At 60.4% G+C, this 16,116-nt stretch carries 20 protein-coding genes; 15 read left to right on the top strand and 5 right to left on the bottom strand.

The window, feature by feature from the left end; genetic code table 11:
- Positions 1 to 114: 114 nt before the first annotated feature.
- Entirely contained in the window at positions 115 to 1,188 is a 1,074-nt protein-coding gene (locus EET67_RS14670; RefSeq protein ID WP_128626927.1) for a branched-chain amino acid ABC transporter substrate-binding protein, read from the top strand.
- Positions 1,185 to 2,192, top strand: a complete 1,008-nt coding sequence (locus EET67_RS14675) for a P1 family peptidase (RefSeq protein WP_128626928.1) — start codon at positions 1,185 to 1,187, stop codon at positions 2,190 to 2,192. Before EET67_RS14670 ends, EET67_RS14675 begins: the two co-directional genes overlap by 4 nt.
- On the opposite strand, the gene EET67_RS14680 is transcribed toward EET67_RS14675, so the two are convergent.
- Complete coding sequence (locus tag EET67_RS14680) at positions 2,184 to 2,423, bottom strand: DUF2171 domain-containing protein (protein ID WP_128626970.1); 240 nt, start codon at positions 2,421 to 2,423, stop codon at positions 2,184 to 2,186. The genes EET67_RS14675 and EET67_RS14680 overlap by 9 nt on opposite strands.
- 269 nt (positions 2,424 to 2,692) lie before the next feature.
- Here EET67_RS14680 and EET67_RS14685 point away from each other — a divergent pair, with 269 nt between their 5' ends.
- The 3 genes from EET67_RS14685 to purB all read left to right on the top strand — a co-directional run bounded on the left by EET67_RS14685 (position 2,693) and on the right by purB (position 5,311).
- Positions 2,693 to 3,421: a DUF2259 domain-containing protein gene (locus tag EET67_RS14685; RefSeq protein WP_128626929.1), complete on the top strand. Its 729-nt coding sequence runs from the start codon at positions 2,693 to 2,695 to the stop codon at positions 3,419 to 3,421.
- Between the two features lie 110 nt (positions 3,422 to 3,531).
- Positions 3,532 to 3,945, top strand: coding sequence for a hypothetical protein (locus EET67_RS14690; protein WP_128626930.1), 414 nt, complete (start codon positions 3,532 to 3,534; stop codon positions 3,943 to 3,945).
- A 58-nt stretch (positions 3,946 to 4,003) separates the two neighbouring features.
- Positions 4,004 to 5,311 (top strand): adenylosuccinate lyase, encoded by a 1,308-nt coding sequence (gene purB, locus EET67_RS14695; RefSeq protein WP_128626931.1) that lies wholly within the window; start codon positions 4,004 to 4,006, stop codon positions 5,309 to 5,311.
- A 32-nt stretch (positions 5,312 to 5,343) separates the two neighbouring features.
- Here purB and EET67_RS14700 read toward each other — a convergent pair whose 3' ends face one another.
- Complete coding sequence (locus EET67_RS14700) at positions 5,344 to 6,156, bottom strand: VOC family protein (RefSeq protein WP_128626932.1); 813 nt, start codon at positions 6,154 to 6,156, stop codon at positions 5,344 to 5,346.
- Between the two features lie 214 nt (positions 6,157 to 6,370).
- On the opposite strand from EET67_RS14700, the gene EET67_RS14705 reads away from it, so the two are divergent.
- Positions 6,371 to 6,919: an RBBP9/YdeN family alpha/beta hydrolase gene (locus tag EET67_RS14705; RefSeq protein WP_210211129.1), complete on the top strand. Its 549-nt coding sequence runs from the start codon at positions 6,371 to 6,373 to the stop codon at positions 6,917 to 6,919.
- A 38-nt stretch (positions 6,920 to 6,957) separates the two neighbouring features.
- On the opposite strand, the gene EET67_RS14710 is transcribed toward EET67_RS14705, so the two are convergent.
- Together EET67_RS14710 and EET67_RS14715 are read right to left on the bottom strand one after the other, a co-directional pair.
- Positions 6,958 to 7,728 (bottom strand): HpcH/HpaI aldolase family protein, encoded by a 771-nt coding sequence (locus EET67_RS14710; RefSeq protein WP_128626933.1) that lies wholly within the window; start codon positions 7,726 to 7,728, stop codon positions 6,958 to 6,960.
- 81 nt (positions 7,729 to 7,809) lie between these two features.
- A complete protein-coding gene (locus tag EET67_RS14715) occupies positions 7,810 to 8,130 on the bottom strand; it encodes a DUF1476 domain-containing protein (RefSeq protein WP_128626934.1) in 321 nt (106 codons plus the stop codon).
- Between the two features lie 252 nt (positions 8,131 to 8,382).
- Between EET67_RS14715 and purC the strand changes: the two genes are divergently transcribed.
- The 9 genes from purC to EET67_RS14760 all read left to right on the top strand — a co-directional run bounded on the left by purC (position 8,383) and on the right by EET67_RS14760 (position 15,182).
- Positions 8,383 to 9,177, top strand: a complete 795-nt coding sequence (purC, locus tag EET67_RS14720; protein ID WP_128626935.1) for a phosphoribosylaminoimidazolesuccinocarboxamide synthase — start codon at positions 8,383 to 8,385, stop codon at positions 9,175 to 9,177.
- A 38-nt stretch (positions 9,178 to 9,215) separates the two neighbouring features.
- Positions 9,216 to 9,458, top strand: a complete 243-nt coding sequence (gene purS / locus EET67_RS14725) for a phosphoribosylformylglycinamidine synthase subunit PurS (RefSeq protein ID WP_128626936.1) — start codon at positions 9,216 to 9,218, stop codon at positions 9,456 to 9,458.
- A gap of 17 nt (positions 9,459 to 9,475) precedes the next feature.
- Positions 9,476 to 9,733, top strand: coding sequence for a hypothetical protein (locus EET67_RS14730; protein WP_128626937.1), 258 nt, complete (start codon positions 9,476 to 9,478; stop codon positions 9,731 to 9,733).
- Positions 9,730 to 10,416, top strand: coding sequence for a phosphoribosylformylglycinamidine synthase subunit PurQ (purQ, locus tag EET67_RS14735; RefSeq protein WP_128626938.1), 687 nt, complete (start codon positions 9,730 to 9,732; stop codon positions 10,414 to 10,416). The genes EET67_RS14730 and purQ overlap by 4 nt, the downstream gene beginning before the upstream one ends.
- A gap of 93 nt (positions 10,417 to 10,509) precedes the next feature.
- On the top strand, positions 10,510 to 10,875 hold the full coding sequence (locus EET67_RS14740; protein ID WP_128626972.1) for a hypothetical protein: 366 nt from the start codon (positions 10,510 to 10,512) through the stop codon (positions 10,873 to 10,875).
- A gap of 92 nt (positions 10,876 to 10,967) precedes the next feature.
- Positions 10,968 to 13,184 (top strand): phosphoribosylformylglycinamidine synthase subunit PurL, encoded by a 2,217-nt coding sequence (gene purL / locus EET67_RS14745; protein ID WP_128626939.1) that lies wholly within the window; start codon positions 10,968 to 10,970, stop codon positions 13,182 to 13,184.
- A gap of 14 nt (positions 13,185 to 13,198) precedes the next feature.
- Positions 13,199 to 13,432 carry a BolA family protein gene (locus EET67_RS14750; RefSeq protein WP_128626940.1) on the top strand — a complete coding sequence of 78 codons (234 nt, stop codon included), beginning with the start codon at positions 13,199 to 13,201 and terminating at the stop codon, positions 13,430 to 13,432.
- A 61-nt stretch (positions 13,433 to 13,493) separates the two neighbouring features.
- Positions 13,494 to 13,826 (top strand): Grx4 family monothiol glutaredoxin, encoded by a 333-nt coding sequence (grxD, locus tag EET67_RS14755; protein ID WP_128626941.1) that lies wholly within the window; start codon positions 13,494 to 13,496, stop codon positions 13,824 to 13,826.
- A gap of 153 nt (positions 13,827 to 13,979) precedes the next feature.
- Positions 13,980 to 15,182, top strand: coding sequence for a multidrug effflux MFS transporter (locus EET67_RS14760; RefSeq protein ID WP_128626973.1), 1,203 nt, complete (start codon positions 13,980 to 13,982; stop codon positions 15,180 to 15,182).
- A 1-nt stretch (position 15,183) separates the two neighbouring features.
- Here the strand turns inward: EET67_RS14760 and ttcA are convergent, their stop codons facing one another.
- Positions 15,184 to 16,059 carry a tRNA 2-thiocytidine(32) synthetase TtcA gene (gene ttcA / locus EET67_RS14765; protein ID WP_128626942.1) on the bottom strand — a complete coding sequence of 292 codons (876 nt, stop codon included), beginning with the start codon at positions 16,057 to 16,059 and terminating at the stop codon, positions 15,184 to 15,186.
- Positions 16,060 to 16,116: the final 57 nt, after the last annotated feature.

Consider the following 16,116-nt stretch of genomic DNA (forward strand, 5'->3'; position numbering starts at 1 on the left):
AAGCAAGTGCCATTTTGAGCCACGGTCCGATTACATTGTTGCACGGGACGAATCCAGCCTTTACCTCTGGATCGGGCTTATCATTTGGTCGGCATAACGGAAATTCTGCCACGCATGCGAATAGCAGGTCTCGTCATTGGCGCATTGGCCGCACTCACGCTTAACAGCGCAGTCGATGCACAGGAACTGCGCGTCGGCGTGGCTGCGCCGCTGAGCGGGGCCTCATCGCTGCTTGGGGAACAGGTGAAAACCGGCGCGCAGGCGGCAACGTCTTTTTCAGGGATCGAACTCGCCATTACCGACGACGCCTGCAGCGCCGAAGGCGGTGCCAGGGCAGCACAGGATTTTATAGCGCAGAAAGCGCAGATCGTCGTCGGCTTCCTGTGCACGGAAGCCATCGAAGCAGCCCTCCCATTGCTCAAGGATGCTGGCATACCTGCAATTGCCGTTGGTGTACGGGCCGACAGCATGACTGACCGCCGTGAAAAGACCGGGTGGCCGGTCTTTCGCATTGCCCCCCGTGCCGACGACGAACGCGAAGCCGCCGGTACCCTGCTGACGGCGCTCTGGCGGGAAGAGCTTTTCGCCATCATTGACGACGGCACCATCTATGGGCGTGAACTCGCCGAAAGCTTCCGCGCCACAGCCGAACAGGCCGGATTGAAGCCGGTATTCGTCGATACGTTCCGGCCGCAGCTCGACAATCAGATCGGGCTTGTCGGCAGGCTTAAGAAAGCATCCGCCACGCATGTCTTTGTCGGGGGTGATCGGGACGACATCGCCATCATGGCGCGCGACGCGGGCCAGGTCGGCGCGGATATGGTGTTTGCCGGCGGTGAGACGCTGCGCGCCGCCTCAGGCGACGTGCCGTTGGCGCAGGGCACATTGATGGTCGCGCTACCTGAATGGGCAGACGGTGCCGGCAAGGAGGTGGCGGCGCGCCTGGCTGGCGAAGGCATCATCGCGGAAGGCTATGTCCTGCCTGCCTATGCTGCCATCGAGATTGCCGGGACCGCCCTCGCCGCCTCTGCGGATTCCGGCGAGCCACCGGTCAAAACCCTCTCAGGACGCGAATTCCAGACGGTGATCGGGCCGGTACGGTTTGATGACAAGGGCGACCTGTCGGACAATCCCTATCGCCTGTTCCGTTTCGACGGCAAGCAGTTCATTCCGGTGGATGCGCCATGAGCTTCAAGGCCGGCAAGAAAAATCTCATCACCGACGTTGCCGGCCTTCGCGTCGGCAATGCCGATGATGCCACCCTGAAATCGGGTGTGACGGTGGTGCTATGCGACGAGCCGGCGGTGGCCGGTGTCCAAGTCCTGGGTGGTGCGCCCGGTACGCGGGAAACCGATCTTCTGGAGCCGCATAATACCGTCGAGACAGTGAACGCCGTGGTTCTCTCCGGCGGATCGGCCTTCGGCCTCGATGCGGCATCCGGCGTGCAGGCAGCGCTGCGTGAAAAAGGCATCGGCTTCGAGGTTGGCGGCCAGTGCATCCCGATCGTCCCGGCCGCCATATTGTTCGACCTGATCAATGGCGGCGACAAGGGTTGGGGCCGCTACCCGCCCTACCGCGAGCTTGGCTACGAGGCCGTCCAGAAGGCCGCGTTGGATTTTGCCATCGGCACGGCTGGTGCCGGAGCGGGCGCGCTTACGGCCGGTCTAAAGGGCGGTCTTGGCTCGGCATCAACGGTGCTCGACAACGGTGTGACGGTGGGCGCGCTGGTCGCGGCCAATCCGGTGGGTTCGGTCACCGTGGGTGAGAGCAAGCATTTCTGGGCAGCACCTTTCGAAATCGGAAATGAGTTCGGCGGACTTGGTTTTCCCTCACCGATGCCGAAGGAGGCCAACGACATTTCGCTCAAGTTTCGGCAGCCACCCAAGGCCGGCATGAACACAACCATCGCCGTCATTGCCACCGATGCCGCGCTCACCAAGGCCGCAACCAAGCGGCTGGCCATCGCCGCGCATGATGGTTTCGCTCGCGCGATCTGGCCAACGCATACGCCGTTTGACGGCGACCTGGTGTTTTCCCTGGCGACCGGCAAAAGCAGTGTTGCCTTCGATTCGGATCAGGCAACCGATCTTTATGCCGCCGCAGGCGCGACAATGGCACGGGCCATCGCACGCGCCGTTTACGCCGCGACACCGGCGGCAGGCGACCTCATGTCGGTCTGGACTTCACGCTGAGTGGCCGGGATCTCCGCCATCGGCTTCCTCCTCGAAGGTCACCGCAACATTGGAATTGGCCGAAAGTCGCACCGTGTCGCCCTCCACTTCAGCAACCAGGCTCATCGGAATATAGTGATGGTGACCTCGATGTGATCCTTGCCCACTGTCTTGCTTGGTCAGTTTGATGCGGTGTTCTTCCATGCCATCGACGGTGCCGATATGAACTCCGTCGGCGCCAATGACTTTCATATGCTCCCTGATCTCGCTGCTGTTGGCCACTTCCTGTCTCCTCCTGGTGATCCGCGAAAGCAACGCGCGGCCATCGATTTGGATGCATGCAACACGGCGTTAGACCATGATGCCGAAAAGTGTGAAGCGGTTTTCGGACGACATCATGGTCTATCTAATTGATTTTGCCACATGTATGCGACGCCAAGTGATTCCACTTGGCTGCAACATGCTCTAAAGACCTGCACGGCATATAGTCGGGGCAGCATCGTTCGTAGGATGGAGCAACCATGAAGTTCGCCACCCTGTTCGGCATCGCCGGGATTGCCTTTCTCTCCTCGCTCACCGCCGCCCATTGTGGCGACGTGGCAGAACTGGAAATCCTCGGCTTCAGCCATGACGGCGGCATTTTTGCCTTCGAGGAATATGGCGTTCAGGACGGTTCGGGCTTTCCCTATGCCAACCGCTATTACATCGACACGAAGACGGATAAATTCCTGGAAGGAACGCCGGTCCGTGCGCGGATTGACGATGAAAGCGCAACAGTTGCCGCTGTGCGTCGCAAGGTCCGCGAGGGCAGCCAGATATTCATCGAAGATTCCGAGCTTTCGGAAAATCGCGGCCACATGGCGGCATTCAATGCAGTAACCGAGCTGAATGCCGACCCCAATCGTGTCGTCGTCAATCCGCGCCCGGTCTTTCCGCCAATAGACGCGCCGGTCGAATTCCGGCTGGAGCAATTTCCACTTGCCGCTGAAGGACGATGCGAGGGCCTTGGCGACCTTGCTGGTTTCCGTTTGCTGCGGATCGATGCGGTCGAAAATGGCAGGACCGTATTGCTGCACGAAGATAAGGCCCTGCCACAAAGCCGCAATTGCCCGACCGGCTATCGGATTGGCGGCGTACAGACCTTCTTCGACGGAAAGGACGGCCCCGTATATGCGGTCCTGGTTGCCGTCCAAGGCATCGGTTTTGAAGGGCCGGACTATCGCTGGATTGCCGTGACAGGCAAGTTGTGAGCGCCGGCAGCACCCCACTCACGCTTGTCATGAAAGGGCACGGGCGCTTCCGACGCGCCCTTCCCCCAGCACGGATTGCATTTGTCGGCGCGGTGCTGTGGGCGGCCGCGATGAGCACAAGCGCCGCCATTGTGCTGGCGACAGATGCCTGGGAAAGCCCCGCCCGGATACGAACCGTCGCCCTGCTGTTTGCGGGCGGTGGTTCTATCGGATTTCCTCTTGGGCTATTTCTTGCCAGGCTGCTTGCTGAAGGCCGGCGGCCCGAAACCGCATTTGCCGCCGCCCTGCTCGCCTTCGCTGCCACGACCATCGCGGCTACCGGCGCATTCTATGCCCTCCAATACCGCTCCTATTATGCCGAATGGCATGCCGAGGCCTTCACCATCACCTGGCTGTTGCAGTTCGTCTTCACCGGGCTTGCCGCGCTTTATCAATTTGCGGTGCTGGGTTTGCGCCTGTATTTTCCGGTGGGCTTTTTCTCGCTGTTTGTTGCGGCCTGGTGGTTTGCGCGCCAAGCGCGTTGAGCAATGGGCTGTCGTCTGATAGGACGCCGCCAGACATCGCTGACATGGACACGCCGATATGATCCCTCGCTATTCGCGCCCCGAAATGGTGGCCATCTGGTCGCCGGAAACCAAATTTCGCATCTGGTTCGAGATCGAGGCCTATGCCTGCGACGCGCTGGCCGAGATCGGCGTCATCCCGAAGGAAGCGGCAAAGACCATCTGGGAAAAGGGCGGCGCGGCCAAGTTCGACGTCGCACGCATTGACGAGATCGAGGCCGTCACCAAGCATGACGTGATCGCCTTCCTGACCCATCTGGCCGAGTTCATCGGCCCTGACGCCCGCTTCGTCCATCAGGGCATGACCTCTTCGGACGTGCTCGACACCACGCTCAACATTCAGCTCGTGCGCGCTGCCGACCTGCTGCTGGCAGACATGGACCGCGTGCTGGCCGCGCTGAAGACCCGCGCCTTCGAGCACAAGGACACGATCCGCATCGGCCGCAGCCACGGCATCCATGCCGAGCCGACCACGATGGGACTGACCTTCGCCCGCTTCCATGCCGAAATGGCGCGCAGCCGCGCACGTCTGGTCGCCGCGCGCGCCGAAATCGCCACCGGCGCCATTTCCGGCGCGGTCGGCACCTTCGCCAACATCGATCCGTCCGTCGAGGAATATGTCTGCGCGAAGCTCGGTCTCGCACCCGAGCCGGTTTCCACGCAGGTCATCCCGCGTGACCGGCACGCCATGTTCTTTGCCACGCTGGGCGTCATCGCCTCGTCGATGGAGAACATTGCTATCGAGATCCGTCACATGCAGCGCACCGAGGTGCTGGAGGCGGAAGAATTCTTCTCGCCCGGCCAGAAGGGCTCCTCGGCCATGCCGCACAAGCGCAACCCGGTGCTGACCGAAAACCTCACCGGCCTTGCCCGCCTCGTGCGCATGTCCGTCACGCCGGCGATGGAAAACGTGGCGCTCTGGCACGAGCGCGACATCAGCCATTCGAGCGTCGAGCGTGCCATTGGCCCCGACACCACGATCACGCTCGACTTCGCGCTGAACCGGCTCGCCGGCGTCATCGAGAAGCTGGTGATATACCCCGACAACATGCTGAAGAATCTGAACAAGTTCCGCGGGCTGGTGCATTCGCAGCGCGTGCTGCTGGCGCTGACCCAAGCCGGGGTGTCACGGGAAGACGCCTATCGCCTGGTGCAGAGAAACGCCATGAAGGTGTGGGAACAAGGCGCTGATTTCCTTGCCGAACTTCTTTCCGACAAGGAAGTTACCGCGGCGCTTTCAGAGGATGAAATCCGCGAGAAGTTTGACCTTGGCTACCACACCAAGCATGTGGATACGATCTTCAAGCGCGTGTTTGGAGAAAGCTGAGGCAGGCATCCGGCCTCAGCCTCTATTCCAACTTACGCCCGATCCGGCACAGTGCGGATGACCGTGCCCCACGGGTCTTCGCGAATCTCCTCGGCCGTGGCTTTTGCTGACCGCATTTCTACGAAAGTCAGTCCGGTGCGGCTCTCGTCACGGCGCCCTGCCCCTTGGCTCTGCCAGGAATTTGCGCCGATGTGGTGATGGTAACCGCCCGAGGACAGGAAGACGGCCTGCGCGCCATAATTCTTGACGGTGTCGAAGCCCATCTCGCTATTCCACCAGCGTTCCGCTTCCGCCGGATCACCGACGCGCAGATGGACATGGCCGACGACGCTGTTTTCCGGCGCGCCTTTCCAGTCAGGACTACCGGCCGGCACGGAATCGACGATACTTTGAATGTCGAGCTGATTGGTCGCCATATCGACCTGCGAGCCCTGCCAGTTCCATGTCTCATGCGGGCGGTCGACATAGATTTCGATGCCATTGCCTTCCGGGTCGGTGAGATAAAGCGCCTCGCTGACCAGATGATCCGATGCGCCGTCCACGCCGATTTTGTTGGCAATGGCATGTTTGATCCAGCGGCCGAGATCGGCACGCGACGGCAGCAGGAACGCGGTGTGGAACAGGCCGGCGCCGCGCGGATCGTCCGGTTTCGCTGATTTATCCGCCTCGATCTCCAGTAAAGCGCGACTGCCCACACCGAGCGTGATCGCGCTGGCGTCTCGGGAAAGTTCTTCGAGACCGACGACCTGCCGATAATAGGATGCGACGGTTTCCGCATCCCAGGCCTTCAAGCCGACACGGGCGACGCTGACCGGCCTTGTGGCGGCAAATGGAATTTGGCTCATCTCTGGCTCCGTACGGCCCTTGCCCGGCGTTGCGACGGTCAACAGCGCGGTCGCAACAGCGAATTGACGTCGTGTAACCTGCAAGGCCTGCCCTCAAAGGATGCTGTTATTTTCCAGCTTAACATCATGTCGGGAGGGCAAATACACAAGCATGCAAACCGGAAACACGCTGTTCAGTATTGCGGCATGCCACGACGAACGCTACATGCGCGGCATGAAGGTCAAGGACGCAGATATCCTCATCGTTCCGGGTTACACCAATTCCGGTCCGGATCACTGGCAGACGCGCTGGGAACAGAAACTGTCGACTGCGCGACGGGTGGAACAGGCCGAATGGTCCAAGCCGGTGCGCGAAGATTGGACGGAGGCGGTAGTCAGGGCGGTCAACGAGGCCGAACGGCCGGTGGTGTTTATCGCTCACTCGCTCGGCGTGCCGACTGTCATCCACGCAATTCCGCGTTTTGAAAAGCCGATCGCGGGCGCGTTTTTCGTGGCTCCGCCCGACGTGGCCAATTCCGATATCCGGCCTAAGCATCTGATGACGTTCGGCCCCTATCCCCGCGAGAAACTGCCCTTTCCCACCGTGGTGGTCTCAAGCAGCAACGATCCGTTCTGTTCGCAGGAGATTGCCGCCGAAATCGCAGAAGCTTGGGGCGCTCGCCTCATCCATGCCGGCGAGGCAGGCCATATCAATTCCGATGCCGGCTATGGGCCATGGCCGGAAGGGTCTATGGCGTTCGCGAACTTCCTGACCAACCTTTAGCCGAGGGGCTATACGGGCGTTCCGCAGCGAGGAAACGGCTATCGTATCGAGTTGCGTGCCGCGCTGAGCAAGGCTTCGGCCCCGAGCGCCATGTAGCGATGCTCCGCCCCTATCGCCAGCAGGTTGTAGCCCATCCCGACAAAACGCCCACACATACCCGCATCCACCACATACATGCCGGCATGCTTGCCGGCTGCCCTGGTGCGCGAGGCAATGGAAGTGATGGTTTCCATCATCTCCTCAAGGGTCGAGTCGACCGTTGCGCCATCGGTCCAGGCGATAGAGAAATCGGCCGGCCCGACAAAAATCCCGTCAATGCCCGGCGTTTCCAATATGCCGTCCAGTGCGGCCAACGCCGCCTTCGTCTCGATCATGGCGAAGGAGACGGTTCCGGCATTGCTTTCCCGTAGCCAGTTCTTAGCGTCACCTCCGCCGGCCCGTGGCATGGCGAAGGTAGGACCCCAGGACCGCTCGCCCACGGGCGGATATTTCATGGCGGCTGCAAAGCGCTGCGCATCCGCCACGGAATTGACCATCGGCGCGATCACGGCCTCCGCGCCGAAATCCAGTGCGCGGCTCGCCATATCCCAGCGTCCGACAGGGATGCGCACGACGGGATGCCGATTGGCATGCTGTATTGGCGCTATTCCACGAAGCACGCTGTCTTCATGGTGTCCGCCATGCTGCATGTCGAGCGTTACTGCATCAAAGCCGAGGGAGGCGACCACTTCCACCGTGATCGCATCAGGAATGCCCGACCATGAGGTGAACAGCGTTTCACCGGCTGCAAGTCGCGATGCAAATGTCATGGTCGTTCCCCCGGTCGCCCGCTTCCAAGGCGCGATAAGCTGCCATTCACATTGACAGCTTTCCGCCTTCGAACCGCAGGCTCAGCTGTTCTTTACCTGCTCTACCGCCGTCGCCAGCAATTCGTCCATGGTGCGGCGGATCTGGTGGTCGGACTGTTCGACGCCAGCGGCATCGAAGTCACCGCGAACCTTTCGGAACACATCATGGTCTCCCGCCTCCTGGAAGTCGGCGGCAACCACTTCCTTCGCATAGGCCTCGGCATCGTCACCGGTCTTGCCCAGCTTTTCGGCCGCCCAAAGGCCAAGCAGCCTGTTACGACGTGCCATCGCCTTGAACCGCTGTTCCTCGTCCATGGCAAACTTCTTTTCGAAGCCTTCCTGACGGTCTTTCATGTTGGTCATGTCGTAGTCTCCAGCTGAGATTGCGATTCGTGGCCAATGAATGTGGCTTTTCAAGCACAAATCAAAAGGCGGCGCTGTGGTCAATATGCGCCGGACGCCTATGTCGCACGGGAATCCGGTTGATTGGCAAGATTTGCCGATTGAGCAACCGGCGCGTTTGGGATAGAGACCGCTTGAACTTTAAATCGCCGCGTTTTGCGCGCGTTGCAAAGGCCGCCGCGCACGGCCTGCTCCGGATTCAGAGAAAACGACATGAAAAATCGCCGCCGTATTTATGAAGGCAAGGCCAAGATACTTTATGAAGGACCGGAACCGGGAACGCTGATCCAGTTCTTCAAGGACGACGCCACCGCCTTCAACAAGAAGAAGCATGACGTGGTTGACGGCAAGGGTGTGCTCAATAACCGCATCTCCGAGCATATTTTCAACCATCTCAACCGCATGGGCATTCCCACCCACTTCATCCGGCGGCTGAACATGCGCGAGCAGCTGATCAAGGAAGTCGAGATCATCCCGCTCGAAGTCGTGGTGCGCAACGTCGCGGCCGGCTCGCTGGCCAAGCGCCTCGGCATCGAGGAAGGCACTGTGCTGCCGCGCTCGATCATCGAGTTCTACTACAAGGCTGATGCGCTGGACGATCCGATGGTGTCGGAAGAACACATCACCGCTTTCGGCTGGGCGAGCCCGCAGGAAATCGACGACATCATGGCGCTTGCCATCCGCGTCAACGATTTCCTCTCCGGCCTGTTCCTCGGCGTCGGCATCCAGCTGGTCGACTTCAAGATCGAATGCGGGCGCCTGTTCGAGGGCGACATGATGCGCATCGTCGTAGCCGACGAGATTTCTCCGGATTCGTGCAGGCTTTGGGACGTCAACACCCAGGACAAGCTCGACAAGGACCGGTTTCGCCGCGACATGGGCGGCCTCGTCGAGGCCTATCAGGAGGTCGCGCGTCGTCTCGGCATCATGAACGAGAACGAGCCGCCAAGGCCCTCGGGTCCGATCCTGGTCGCTTCGGCCGAAGGGCCGAAGGGCAAGCCGCATTGAACGACCTGTCGGTCATCACTAAAATAAGCGTAGCAAGCATGATCAAGGCCCGCGTCACCGTAACCCTCAAGAACGGCGTTCTCGACCCGCAAGGCAAGGCGATCGAACATGCGCTCGATGGCCTGGGCTTCAGCGGCGTCGGTTCCGTGCGCCAGGGCAAGGTGTTCGACCTGGAGCTTGAAGGCACAGACAAGGCCAAGGCGGAAGCCGACCTCAAGGCCATGTGCGACAAGCTCCTCGCCAATACGGTGATTGAGAACTATAGTGTGACGATTACCTGAGGTTGTGCGAGGGCGTAATGACCGAAGTCACGAATGATCTGATGTATGAGCTTATGAAGCGGATGCATCATGAGATTTCCGAGCTTCGACAGGATGTGTCCGAGGTCAAGAAGGAATTGAACGTCATCCGCGGCCATATGATCGGCATTCAAACCGACATTCATAATATCTATGGCATCCTTGCCCGCCACGACGAACGCCTCGATCGCATTGAACGTCGTCTTGAACTGCGCGAACTCGCCGAAGCCCAGAAACCTTTCGATCACAACTCATGAAATCAGCCGTCGTTGTCCTCCCTGGCCTCAATCGTGACCGCGACATGATCGCGGCACTGACCAAGATCGGCGGCAAGCCGCCGCTCACCATCTGGCAGACCGATACCGAAATCCCCGACGTTGACCTGATCGTCATTCCGGGTGGTTTCTCCTATGGAGACTATCTGCGTTGCGGCGCCATTGCCGCGCGCATGCCAGTAATGCGGGCCGTGGCTGAAAAGGCGGCCAAGGGCGTCATGGTCATCGGCGTGTGCAACGGCTTCCAGATCCTGGTCGAGGCCGGCATGCTGCCCGGCGCGCTGATGCGCAACGCCTCGCTGAAATTCGTGTGCCGCGAAGTGAAGCTGCAGGTCGCCAATGCCAATACGGCCTTTACCCGCAGCTATAGCGCCGGCCAGATCATCCGCTGCCCTGTCGCGCATCATGACGGAAACTACTTCGCCGATCCCGAGACGCTGGCGCGGCTCGAAGGCGAAGGCCAGGTGGTGTTCCGCTATGCCGAAGGCACCAATCCCAATGGCTCGATCAACGATATTGCCGGCATCATGAACGAGGGCGGCAATGTGCTCGGCCTGATGCCGCACCCGGAAAACCTGATCGAGCACGCCCATGGCGGCAGCGATGGCCGCGGCCTGTTCGAGAGCGTTCTGGGAGAGCAGTCCCGTATTTTGACCGAGGCCTGATTTCAAGCCAAATTCCCATATGCCGCTGAAGAGATCAAGAATTTGCGTCTGACCACCGTCGCCACGCTAGCCGCTACCCTGTCGTGTCTGTTGATGCTTGGCGCGTGTCAATCCGGCTCCAAGAGCAGCGGAACCTCGCAGTCCGGCAAGAGCGCCTCGCTCAGGAGCATGGAAACGGTCGCCATCGCCGCGCATAAATGCTGGTTCGCCAGCAAGGACCCCGCCTTCAAGTCCTATCGCATGGCCAATGAACTGAACTCGATGACCGGCACGCCGCGCTTCCTGCTGGTGCCAGCCAGGAACTATGGCGGCCTGCCGCTGCTCGTCGTTCAGGCGAGCGGAAACTCAAGCCGCGTCGATATGTTCGGCCCTCTGTTGGATGAGCCGCTTGGCACGCGCGTCAACGCGGATGTGAAACGCTGGGCTGCCGGCGGTAGCGACTGCGGCACAAGCGCCTGATATAACCCGAATGAACCTGCGGCCAGCCCTCGCCGGTCGCTGCATTTTCTAGACCCTGAAACTATTTCCCGTTGCTGGGGCCGGACAGAGCCATGACCATTTCCAATACCGTCAAGATCACCGATGAACTGATCGCCGCGCACGGCCTGAAGCCGGACGAATACCAGCGCATCCTCGATCTGGTCGGGCGTGAGCCGACCTTCACCGAGCTTGGCATCTTCTCAGCGATGTGGAACGAGCATTGCTCCTACAAATCGTCTAAGAAGTGGCTGCGCACCCTTCCCACCAAAGGCGAAGTAGTAATCCAGGGCCCGGGCGAGAATGCCGGCGTCGTCGATATCGGCGATGGCGATTGCGTGGTCTTCAAGATGGAGAGCCACAACCACCCCTCCTATATCGAGCCCTATCAGGGTGCGGCGACCGGCGTCGGCGGCATATTGCGCGACGTCTTCACTATGGGCGCACGGCCGATCGCGGCAATGAATGCGCTGCGCTTTGGCGAGCCCGACCACCCCAAGACCCGGCATCTGGTTTCCGGCGTGGTTTCCGGCATTGGCGGCTATGGCAATGCATTTGGCGTGCCGACCGTCGGCGGCGAGGTCGATTTCGACGCCCGCTACAACGGTAACATCCTGGTCAATGCGTTTGCGGCGGGTCTGGCCAAGACGAACGCAATCTTCCTTTCCGAGGCCAAGGGCGTCGGCCTGCCGGTCGTCTATCTCGGCGCCAAGACCGGCCGCGATGGCGTCGGCGGCGCGACCATGGCGTCCGCCGAATTCGACGACAAAATCGACGAGAAGCGGCCAACCGTTCAGGTCGGCGACCCCTTCACCGAAAAGTGCCTGCTGGAGGCATGTCTTGAATTGATGGCGTCGGGCGCCGTCATCGCCATCCAGGACATGGGGGCCGCCGGCCTCACCTGTTCGGCGGTGGAAATGGGCGCCAAGGGCGATCTCGGTATCGAACTCGATCTCGACACCGTGCCGGTGCGCGAAGAGCAGATGTCCGCCTATGAGATGATGCTGTCGGAAAGCCAGGAGCGCATGCTGATGGTGCTGCGCCCGGAAAAAGAGGAAGAAGCCGAGGCGATCTTCCGCAAATGGGGCCTGGATTTCGCCATTGTCGGCAAGACAACCGACGATCTGCGCTTCCGCATCCTCCACCAGGGCGAAGAAGTCGCCAACCTGCCGATCAAGGATCTTGGCGACCAGGCGCCTGAATATGACCGGCCGTGGATCGAGCCGAAGAAGCCTGCCCCGCTGGCCAAGGACGATATTCCTCAGGCAGATGTCGCCGATGCTTTGCTGAAGTTGCTCGGCAGCGCCAATCTTTCCAGCCGCCGCTGGGTCTGGGAGCAGTACGACACGCTGATTCAGGGCAACTCGCTGCAAATTCCCGGTGGTGACGCAGGCGTCGTGCGTGTGGAAGGCCACGCAACCAAGGCGCTCGCCTTCTCCTCCGATGTCACGCCGCGCTATTGCGAGGCCGACCCCTATGAAGGCGGCAAGCAAGCGGTGGCGGAGTGCTGGCGCAACCTCACTGCCGTTGGCGCGCTGCCGCTCGCCGCTACTGACAATCTCAATTTCGGCAATCCGGAGCGCCCGGAGATCATGGGGCAACTGGTCAAGGCAATCGAAGGCATCGGCGAAGCCTGCCGCACGCTCGGCTTCCCGATCGTCTCCGGCAATGTCTCGCTCTACAACGAGACCAACGGCCAGGCCATTCTGCCCACGCCAACCATCGGTGGCGTCGGCCTCATCCACGACTGGTCTAAAATGGCGCGGATCGGCTTTGCTGCCGAAGGCGAAGCGATCCTGCTCGTCGGTGCGCCGGCCGAGTGGGGCACGCATCTGGGCCAATCCGTCTATATGCGCGACATACACGGCCGCACCGACGGAACACCGCCGCCGGTCGATCTTGCCCATGAAAAGAAGGTCGGCGACTTCGTTCGCGGCCTAATCGCGGAAGGCATCGTCACTGTGGTTCACGACCTTTCCGACGGTGGCCTGGCCGTGGCGCTCGCGGAAATGGCAATGGCTTCTGGCATCGGAGCTGAGGTCAGCCAATTGAACGGCTTGTCGCCCATACCTATCTTCTTTGGTGAGGATCAGGGCCGCTATCTGGTGACGATCCCGCGCGAGCGCCTGGAATGGTTTAATGCCGAGCGCCTCAAGGACAGCGGCATCCTTGCGCCACAGATCGGGACAACGGGCGGCCGCGAATTGAAACTCGGCGGGGCCCGTGCGATACCTCTGGCCGCAATGACCGAAGCCCACGAATCATGGTTTCCACGGTTCATGGGCGATTGAACAGGAATCGCACGATGGCAATGGACCCGCACGATATCGAACGTTTGATCAAGGAAGGCATCCCCGATGCCAAGGTGACCATTCGCGACCTTGCCGGAGATGGTGACCACTACGCAGCCGAAGTGGTCGCCGAAAGCTTTCGTGGCAAGAGCCGCGTACAGCAGCACCAGATGGTCTATGACGCGCTCAAGGGCAATATGGGCGGCGCTCTCCACGCGCTTGCCCTTCAAACCAGCGCCCCGGAGTGATACATAGAGCAGACCAAATTGGGGAGCATAGGGCTCCAAAGGGCACAGCTAGGACAGAAAAATGAGCGGAATCAGCGAGTTCATCGGCAATGAAGTCAAGAACAACGACGTCGTCCTGTTCATGAAGGGCACGCCGGGCTTTCCGCAATGTGGCTTTTCCGGGCAGGTCGTCCAGATTCTTGACTATATCGGCGTCGATTACAAAGGCATCGACGTGCTGACCTCGAGCGAATTGCGCCAGGGCATCAAGGACTATTCCAACTGGCCGACCATCCCCCAGCTTTACGTCAAGGGTGAGTTTGTCGGCGGCTGCGATATCGTCCGCGAGATGTTCCAGGCCGGTGAACTTCAATCCCTGTTTGAAGGAAAAGGCGTCGCCATCAAGGCCGCATAGTCCCCAGCAAGGGTCGGATTCTCTCTAACTATCCGAACTCTTTCAAAAGGCGCCGGCGGCCCCGGCGCCTTTTGCCGTCTTCTGAGATAGATATTTTCGAGTGAGCTAATGGATGCATCGTCGCTAGCAATCAAGCCGCCACGTCTTCAAGGCATGGGCAAGCCCGAGTTCATCGCCTTGATGGCCATGCTGATGGCATTGAACGCACTCGCAATAGACATCATGCTGCCGGGCTTACAGGAAATCGGCGCCAGTCTCGGCGTCGAGAGCGAGAACCATCGCCAATATGTCATTTCCGCCTATCTGATGGGGTTTGCCATCGCGCAACTCCTTTATGGGCCGCTGGCCGATCGGTTCGGCCGCAGGCTGCCGATGATGGTCGGGCTTGGCATTTATATTGTCGCCGCCCTTGCCGGCGCCTTCGCGCCAAGTTTCGACACGCTGCTCCTGATGCGCTTTATCCACGGCATCGGTTCGGCTGCGACACGGGTGATAACGGTTTCCATTATTCGCGACGTTTTCGGCGGCCGGCAGATGGCCGAAGTCATGTCGCTGGTCATGATGATATTCATGATCGTGCCGGTGATCGCGCCGGCCACCGGCCAGGTCATCATGCTTTTCGGCGATTGGCACCTGATCTTCGTGTTCATGGCGATAATGGGACTGGCCATCACCCTGTGGATGAGGATGCGCCTGCCTGAAACGCTAGATCCGGCAGACAAGCGGCCGTTCACGGTCAAGTCGATCCTTCAGGCCTTCGGTATCGTGCTCGGTGATCGTGTCGCGCTGTGCTACACGCTGGCTTCGGCCTTCATCTTCGGCGCACTGTTCGGCTTCATCAATTCGGCCCAGCAAATCTATGTTGGCATTTACAATCTCGGGGCATGGTTCCCGGTGGCTTTCGCCGCGGTTGCCGCCTTCATGGCGCTGTCGTCCTATCTCAATTCACGACTGGTCGGCCGTTTCGGCATGCGCAGGATCTCGCATGGTGCGCTCATCGGTTTCATGACCGTCAGCGGTCTCTGGTTCGTGTTGTCGCTGTTCGGGACCATCCCGTTTGCGCTGTTCCTGCTGCTTTTCGCACTGGCGATGTTCCAGTTCGGCCTGATCGGCTCGAATTTCAACGCGCTGGCGATGGAACCGCTGGGCCATGTCGCCGGCACGGCGTCATCGGTTCTCGGCTTCATGGGCACGGCCGGCGGCGGATTGATCGGCGCTGCGCTGGGTCAGGCCTTTGACGGCACCACGACGCCGCTCGGGGCGGGCTTCCTCGGCGTTTCACTTGTCGGCCTGATTTTCGTGATCATCGCTGAGAAGGGAAAGCTGTTCCAACCGCACAGCCAGCCGACCAGATAACTCAGTCGGCAGACGGCTGCTCCTCGTTTCCGCCAGCGCTCAAATTGGCGAAATCGAACAGCTTGCGGTCGAGCAGATGGCTCGGCCGCACATTGGTCAACGCGCGGATCATCGTGTCCTTGCGGCCCGGCATGCGCCTTTCGATATCGTCCAGCATCGCCTTCATGATATTGCGCTGCAATCCGTCCTGGCTGCCGCACAGGTCGCAGGGAATGATCGGAAACGCCATCGCCTCGGCGAACTTGGCCAGATCCGCCTCCGCACAATAGCTGAGCGGCCGCAGCACCATTACATCGCCTTCGTCATTCAACAATTTCGGCGGCATCGCCGCGAGCCGGCCGCCATGGAAGAGGTTCATGAAGAAGGTCTCCAGAATATCCTCGCGATGGTGGCCCAGAACCAGTGATGAGCAGCCCTCTTCCCGCGCGATGCGATAGAGATGCCCGCGCCGTAGCCGCGAGCAGAGCGAGCAATAGGTTGCCCCCTCCCCGATCTTGTCGGTGACGATCGAATAGGTATCGCGGTATTCGATCCTGTGCCGGATACCGTAACGGTCGAGAAAATCTGGCAATATGTGCTTGGGGAAATTCGGCTGCCCCTGATCGAGATTGCAGGCGATCAGCTCGACCGGCAGCACGCCGCGCCACTTCAAGTCCAGCAGAACGGCCAGAAGGCCGTAGGAATCCTTGCCTCCGGAAAGCGCGACGAGCCAGCGTTCACCTGGCTTCACCATCGAGAAATCCTCAATGGCCTGCCGTGCCAGCCGCAGCAGGCGCTTGCGCAGCTTGTTGAATTCGACCGAGGTCGGGACATCACGAAACATGGCATGACAGGCATCACCGGCAGCTTCGGCAATCGGTTCCAGCAACAAGGTCATGTCACGCCCAGTTCGTTATCGGCTTTTGAATACTGAAAGCAGCAGCCAAAGAAAAGG

Source organism: Borborobacter arsenicus, from assembly GCF_003934165.1.
Taxonomy (GTDB): Bacteria; Pseudomonadota; Alphaproteobacteria; order Rhizobiales; family Rhizobiaceae; genus Pseudaminobacter; species Pseudaminobacter arsenicus.